This window comes from Streptomyces sp. NPDC097619, assembly GCF_040302735.1.
Lineage (GTDB): Bacteria > Actinomycetota > Actinomycetes > Streptomycetales > Streptomycetaceae > Streptomyces.
The window spans coordinates 1-5,878 of the sequence record NZ_JBEOSD010000271.1; the positions used below are offsets into that span (position 1 = coordinate 1).

Here is a 5,878-nt window from a genome sequence, read left to right on the forward strand (position 1 = left end):
AGCTCGTCCTTGTGGCCCTCGGCCATCAGACGGATGATCGACAGCTTCAACTCGTCGTTGATCGTGGTGATCTCCTCGGCCCCGGGCATGAAGGGCGCGGCCCCGGACCACAGGTGGTCGTAGACCTTGCACAGGAAGGCCACCAGCGTGGGCTCCCGGATCACCATCGCCCCCGGGGCGCGGCCCTGCACGTTCTGCTCGGGGAGGAACACGACCTCCCGGTCGTAGATGACCATCCGGTCGATCATCTGGTCCGTGGTCCGCACCTCGGCCCCCGCGGCGGTGACGGCCCGCACGTAGGCCGTGGTCGCCAGGTCGCTGCGGACGGTGTGCTGGTAGAGGTTCCTGATGACCATGCCGCGCTCCAGCCGCTCCAACGACTTGGGGAGCGCGGCCTCCAGCAGTTCCGATCCCCGGGCCCCGCCCGGCTGGGCCGAGAGGATCTCCGCCCGACACTTCTTGGCGTGGTCGTCGAGGGTGGCCTGGAGCGCGGTGATGTCGGTGATGACGTCGAAGGCCTCGGCCTCGTTGCGCTGCCTGCGGCTGTCGAAGTAGGCGGGGAGCAGGGCCAACACCTCGGCCCGGACCTCGCTGACGGACGCCTGCAGGGCCCGGATCCGATTCTCGGCCGGTCCCACCAGGTCGACCACGGCGGCACCCGGGCTGATCGGCACCAGCACGTCGGGCTCGCCCGGCATGGGGCGGAGCAACCGCATCCGTTCCAGCAGGCCGGCGATCCGTTCGGCCCGCGCCAGGTCGATCCCCAACGCGGCGGCCACGTCCCCCGCGACGTACCGGCCGCGCAGCACCGCCTGCCGGTAGGCGGAGGCGCTCTCGTCGTCGAGCCCGCCGAAGTCCACCCCGCCCGGGGGGTTCTCGGACATCCCGCTTTCACTCCCCCCGCACCACGCGAACAAGTTGCCAGGCAACTTTACGCCAGGGTCCGGCCCTTGGGCCGGGCCGGTGGGCTCGGCAGACTCGTGGCCGTAGCGACAGCAACAGGCCTTACTTGGGGGTAAGCAGTGAACGGCCTAGAGCTTCGAACCGGTCCGCGCACCACGGCTCCGGCCGTGCGCACCGGCACCGCGGCGCCCGTGGGGGCGGGCGCCGCACCACACCTCACCCGTACCGCGCCCCGGCCGGCCGCGGTCCCCGCGGACCGCGCCGCCGACCGCCCCGGAGCGGGGGTGACTCGGACATGACCTCGTCGGACTGGGAATGGAAGCGCACGAACTGAGCCCGCGAAGCCCGAGTTGCCGAAGCCCGGTCTTCCGAGCCGGCATCTTCCGATCCGGTATCGCCCGAGCCCGCATCTCCTGGGCCCGCGTCTCCTGAACTCCGGTTTCCCGAACCCGCCGTACGTGCCGCCGGCGATCCGGCCGCCTGCGGTCAGAACCCTTCCACGCGGCCGAACAGCAGCCGCCCGGGCGCGGACTCGTCGGTCCCGGCCCAGAACTCGTACCAGTGGGCCCGGAACTCCTCGCGATCGAGGTGTCCGTCGCCGTTGAGGTCGAGCAGGTCGAAGGCCGCGTCGGTGTCCACGCCTTGCCCCGAGAACGCCTCGATCATCTGCTTGTACTCGCCGCGGTCGACCTCGCCGTTGCCGTTGGCGTCGACGACCTCGAACATCGCCTCGGCCGTGGCGTGCACCGCCTCCGGCATGGCGGGCAGGGCGTCGACGACGCCCAATACGTCCTCCAGCGTGACCCGGTCCGCCCCCGACGCGGCGGTGGACAGGGTCCGCCACCAGCCGAGCATCGTCCCCCGCACCACCGTGTCGTCCCCGCCGCCCGCCCGCAGATCGCTCCACCGCTGTGCCAGGAGCGCGAAGTCCGCCTCCGTGAGGTGTCCGTCCCCGTCCACGTCCATCATGCCGAAGGCGAGCCCGACCTTCCGGCGCTGGAATTCACTGGCCATGTCGCGTCCTCGTCACCGTCGTGCCGCTTCCCGCGGCTGCCGCGTCGTCATGGACGGTGTCCGCCCCCCACCGCCGCGGACACCCCCCTCCTGAGGATGGTCCGCCCGGTCCCGCACAAACCCGGGGGTCCCGGCGCGGCGCGCAGGCGATCGGGCGCGCCCCTGATCGGAGGGCCCGTGCCCGACTCGTGTTCGATCGCCCGCGGGACGGTCGCGGGCCGTCCGGATCGGCCCCGACCCCACACGGTCTCCTTGGCCGACGCGGAGGACTCCCTTACGGTGGGCCGTCCTACCGTCCGGTAGCCGCGGCCGCGGCCGCGCGCACGAAGGAGACACCATGCCCGGCATCCCGAAGGCGGGAGACCTCGTCGAGGACTTCCGCCTCCCCGGCGGAAAGCTCGACGGAGACACCTTCCACCGGGGCGAGTACGCGCTCGGAGACCACCGGGGCGCCCCCGTGGTCCTCGCCTTCTATCCCGGCGACGCCACTCCCGTGTGCACCGCCCAGCTGTGCTCCTACTCCGACGGGCTGGAGCAGCTCCAGTCCACGGGCGCCTCGGTGTGGGGGATCAGCGCCCAGGACCTCGACAGCCACGAGCGCTTCGCCCGCGACCGCAACCTCCGGATGCCGCTGCTGTCCGACCCGGACCGGACCGTGGCCCGCGCGTTCGGGATCTCCGCGCCCCTCATCGGGCTCCGCAGGTCGGTCTTCATCATCGCCCCCGACGGCCGTCTCCACTGGAAGCACGTCACCACCGTGGGTGCCACCTTCCCCAAGCCCGCTCTGCTGAGCGAACACCTCGCCACCCTGCCGGCCTGAGGCTCACCGTCGCCCGGCGCAGGCCCGCCCCACCCTCCGCGTCAACGGGGGTTGACACGGAGGGTGTGTCAACCTAAGTTGACATCATGACCGAGGCAACCGAACTGGCGGCCGCCGCGGGCGACCGGGACCCCCGGGTGGGGCTCCGCGCCGTCGCGGCCCTGCGCCGCCTCCTGGAACAACTCGAAGCGGTACAGGTGCGCAGCGCCCGCGCCCAGGGCTGGGCCTGGCAGGAGATCGCCGCCGAGCTGGGCGTCAGCCGACAGGCCGTGCACAAGAAACACGGGAGGCATTGATGTTCGAGAAGTTCACCCGGGAGGCCCGCGCGGCCGTCGAAGGCGCGGTCGGCCGGGCCGAACGCGCCGGCGCCGCCACCGTGGACGAGGAACACCTGCTGCTCTCCCTCCTCGACGCGGGCGCCCTGACCCCGCTCGCCGTGGACGCGGACCAGCTGACCGCCGGACTGGCCGCCGCCCGCCGCCGCGGCGGTCTCTCCCAAGCCGATCAGGAGGCCCTCGCGGGTCTCGGCATCGACCTGGCGGCGATCGTCTCCCGCGTCGAGGAGGCCCACGGCGAGGGCGCCCTCGACCCGGCCCGCGCCCCACGGAGGCGCCGCTGGGGCGGGCACCGTCCGTTCTCCGCCGGTGCCAAGAAGACCCTGGAGCGTGCCCTGCGGATCGCCGTGGGTCGGGGCGACCGCCACATCGGCGCGGAACACCTCCTCCTCGCCCTGGTGTCCCGCCCCGGCCCGGTCTCCGAGACCCTCGCCGACCACGGCGTCACCTACGCCACGGCGGAGACCGCCCTCACCCGCCGCCTGGCGGCCTGACCGCCGCGGGGCCCGCCCCGGCACCTCTCCGGCCTCCGCGTCGCCCCGCCCCGGTCCCGGCCCCGCCCCGTCGCCCTCGCCCTTCGCCACCGCCCCGCCTCGCGGGCCACCGGTGACGGGCGCAGGCTGGAAGGGACGGCGCGGGGGCCGCGGACGGGGGCGCGCGACGGGACGCCCGGTGAGGAGGCGGAGGCTGTGGCCAGGAGCGTCGGTGAGGGTGCCACCGGGATCCTCGACAACCCCGTGGTGGGCATGTCGCCGTGGATCGCCTTCTCCCTGCTCTCGGGACCCGGCCGGTTCGAGTTCTCCGTGGTCGTCGCCCTGCTCATCACGCTGGTGGTCGTGATCGGCGGACGGCTCGCCCGGCGTGGCACCTCCTGGAAGATCCTGGAGGTCGCCGACCTCGTCTTCTTCTCCGTGATGGCCGTGATCGGCGCCCTGGCCAGTGCCGGGACCCGCCACTGGCTGGAGTTCTACGCCGGCGAGGTCTCCAACATCGCCCTGACGCTGATCGCCTTCGGCTCCATGGCCTTCCGCAAGCCCTTCACCCTCCAGTACGCCCGCGAGCAGGTCGACCGGAAGTACTGGAGCTCCCCGACCTTCCTGCGGACGAACTACCTCATCACCGGAGTGTGGGGACTGGCCTTCCTGGTCTCCGCCCTCGCCGGCGGGTACGGCGACCTGGTGCTCCGCAACTCGAACAACCTCTGGACCGGCTGGATCATCCAGATCGCCGCCCTGATCGCGGCGGTCAAGTTCACCGCCTGGTACCCCGGCGTCGCGACCGCCCGCGCCCGGGCCGAAGCGGCGGGACACCCCCGCCCCGCGATCGACCCCTCCGCCCTCCTCGCCCCCGTCGCCGCCCTGCTCGTACCGGCCGGCATCGCCGTGCTCGTCTTCGCCGGCGACCTCTGGTGGCTCGGGGTGGCCATGATCATCCTCGGTGTCGCGGCCACCCGCCGACTGCGCCGGGCCGCCGACACCCCGCCCGTCACCCCCGCCGGTGCCCCGCCCGCCGCCGCGCACCCGCCTCAGCCGCCGCCCGGGAGGGAATAGCCCCACCGGTCGGCCGGTTCCCCGGACTGCAAGATCGTCACGAAGGTCCGGGAGGGGTCATGGCAGTCCACGGCACGGTGGTCAGCGGTTTCGAAGGGGTACGGGAGGAGTTCGCCGCCTTCCTCGCGGCCGAGGAGCACGAGCCCGGCGCCCAACTGGTGGTCCACCGCGGCGCCGAACGCGTCGTCGACCTGTGGTCCGACGGCGTCGAGGCCGATTCCCTCCTCGGCGTCTTCTCCTCCACCAAGGGCGCCGCCTACCTGGTGACGGCCCTCCTCGTCCAGGACGGCCTCCTCGACCTCGACCGCACCGTCGCCTCGTACTGGCCGGACTTCGCCGCCGAGGACAAGGGCGACCTCACCCTCCGAGACCTCCTCGCCCACCGATCAGGCGTGATCGGCCCCGACACCGGCTTCACCCGTCGGGAGATCGCCGACGACCGGGCCATCGCCGCCCGCCTCGCCGGACAGCGCCCCTTCTGGCAGCCGGGCCGCTTCTTCGGCTACCACGCCCTCGTGATCGGCGCCCTGGTCGGCGAGGTCGTCTTCCGCGCCACCGGCCGCACCCTGCACGACTGGTACGAGGAGCGCGTCCGCGCCCCCTACGGGCTCGACCTGTGGCTCGGCCTGCCCGAGTCGGAGGAACCCCGCTTCCTCAGCACCCTGCCCATGCTCCCCACCCCCGAGCAGGCGGCCGAACTGGCGGCGGGGGCGGCGAGCCCGCACGGCCTCGGCGGGATCGCCTTCAACGAACACGCCCCCGACAACGTCGAGCTGTACGACTTCCCCAACGCGCGGGCCGTCCGTGCCGGCGGGCAGGCATCGGCGGGCGGCATCGGCTCCGCCCGCGGCCTCGCCGGCATGTACGCGGCCGCCGCCTTCGGCCTCGACGGCCGCGCCCCGCTCCTCAAGCCCGAGACCGCCGCGGTGTTCGCCCGCGTCCACTCCGAGGGCAAGGACCTCGTGGGCGGCTCGCCGAAGGCCTTCGGCCTCGGCTTCCAGAGCTACGGCCCCGCCTTCCCCGTCCTCGGCGCGGGCGCCTTCGGCCACAGCGGCGCCGCCGGCTCCCTCGCCCTCGCCGACCCCCGCCAGGGCTTCGCGTACGCCTACTCCCGCCGCCGCTTCGCCTACCCCGGCGGCGCCGCCCCGGAGAACACCGGCCTCCTCCGCTCCGTCGTCCACGCCCTCGCCTGACCCGGGGCACCCCGTCGCCCGGAGCCCGCCGGGGACGGGCGACGGGGGTGGGGGGCCCGCTCA

The 5,878-nt window shown here is 73.6% G+C and carries 7 protein-coding genes; 5 read left to right on the top strand and 2 right to left on the bottom strand.

Annotated features, from left to right (window positions below; translation table 11 throughout):
* Both ABTZ17_RS35995 and ABTZ17_RS36000 read right to left on the bottom strand, forming a co-directional pair.
* Positions 1-884 (bottom strand): TrmB family transcriptional regulator (locus ABTZ17_RS35995; RefSeq protein ID WP_352200033.1); only part of this gene is annotated, 884 nt, incomplete at its 3' end.
* A gap of 505 nt (positions 885-1,389) precedes the next feature.
* Positions 1,390-1,917: an EF-hand domain-containing protein gene (locus ABTZ17_RS36000; RefSeq protein WP_352200034.1), complete on the bottom strand. Its 528-nt coding sequence runs from the start codon at positions 1,915-1,917 to the stop codon at positions 1,390-1,392.
* 337 nt (positions 1,918-2,254) lie between these two features.
* Between ABTZ17_RS36000 and ABTZ17_RS36005 the strand changes: the two genes are divergently transcribed.
* The 5 genes from ABTZ17_RS36005 (at position 2,255) to ABTZ17_RS36025 (ending at position 5,815) form a co-directional block, all read left to right on the top strand.
* Positions 2,255-2,737 (top strand): peroxiredoxin, encoded by a 483-nt coding sequence (locus ABTZ17_RS36005; RefSeq protein WP_352200035.1) that lies wholly within the window; start codon positions 2,255-2,257, stop codon positions 2,735-2,737.
* Positions 2,738-2,823: 86 nt separating this feature from the next.
* Positions 2,824-3,033 (top strand): helix-turn-helix domain-containing protein, encoded by a 210-nt coding sequence (locus tag ABTZ17_RS36010; protein WP_352200036.1) that lies wholly within the window; start codon positions 2,824-2,826, stop codon positions 3,031-3,033.
* Entirely contained in the window at positions 3,033-3,566 is a 534-nt protein-coding gene (locus tag ABTZ17_RS36015; RefSeq protein WP_352200037.1) for a Clp protease N-terminal domain-containing protein, read from the top strand. Before ABTZ17_RS36010 ends, ABTZ17_RS36015 begins: the two co-directional genes overlap by 1 nt.
* Before the next feature lie 195 nt (positions 3,567-3,761).
* Complete coding sequence (locus ABTZ17_RS36020) at positions 3,762-4,622, top strand: DUF3159 domain-containing protein (RefSeq protein ID WP_352200038.1); 861 nt, start codon at positions 3,762-3,764, stop codon at positions 4,620-4,622.
* Between the two features lie 59 nt (positions 4,623-4,681).
* The gene (locus ABTZ17_RS36025) at positions 4,682-5,815 is read left to right on the top strand and encodes a serine hydrolase domain-containing protein (protein WP_352200039.1); all 1,134 of its coding nucleotides are present in this window, start codon (positions 4,682-4,684) and stop codon (positions 5,813-5,815) included.
* Positions 5,816-5,878: the final 63 nt, after the last annotated feature.

What these genes read in the sequence shown, in the direction of transcription:
- ABTZ17_RS36010 (WP_352200036.1), top strand. Translation starts at nt 2,824, where the DNA reads ATGACCGAGGCAACCGAACTGGCGGCCGCCGCGGGCGACCGGGACCCC.
- ABTZ17_RS36015 (WP_352200037.1), top strand. Translation starts at nt 3,033, where the DNA reads ATGTTCGAGAAGTTCACCCGGGAGGCCCGCGCGGCCGTCGAAGGCGCG.
- ABTZ17_RS36000 (WP_352200034.1), bottom strand. Translation starts at nt 1,917, where the DNA reads ATGGCCAGTGAATTCCAGCGCCGGAAGGTCGGGCTCGCCTTCGGCATG.
- ABTZ17_RS36005 (WP_352200035.1), top strand. Translation starts at nt 2,255, where the DNA reads ATGCCCGGCATCCCGAAGGCGGGAGACCTCGTCGAGGACTTCCGCCTC.
- ABTZ17_RS36025 (WP_352200039.1), top strand. Translation starts at nt 4,682, where the DNA reads ATGGCAGTCCACGGCACGGTGGTCAGCGGTTTCGAAGGGGTACGGGAG.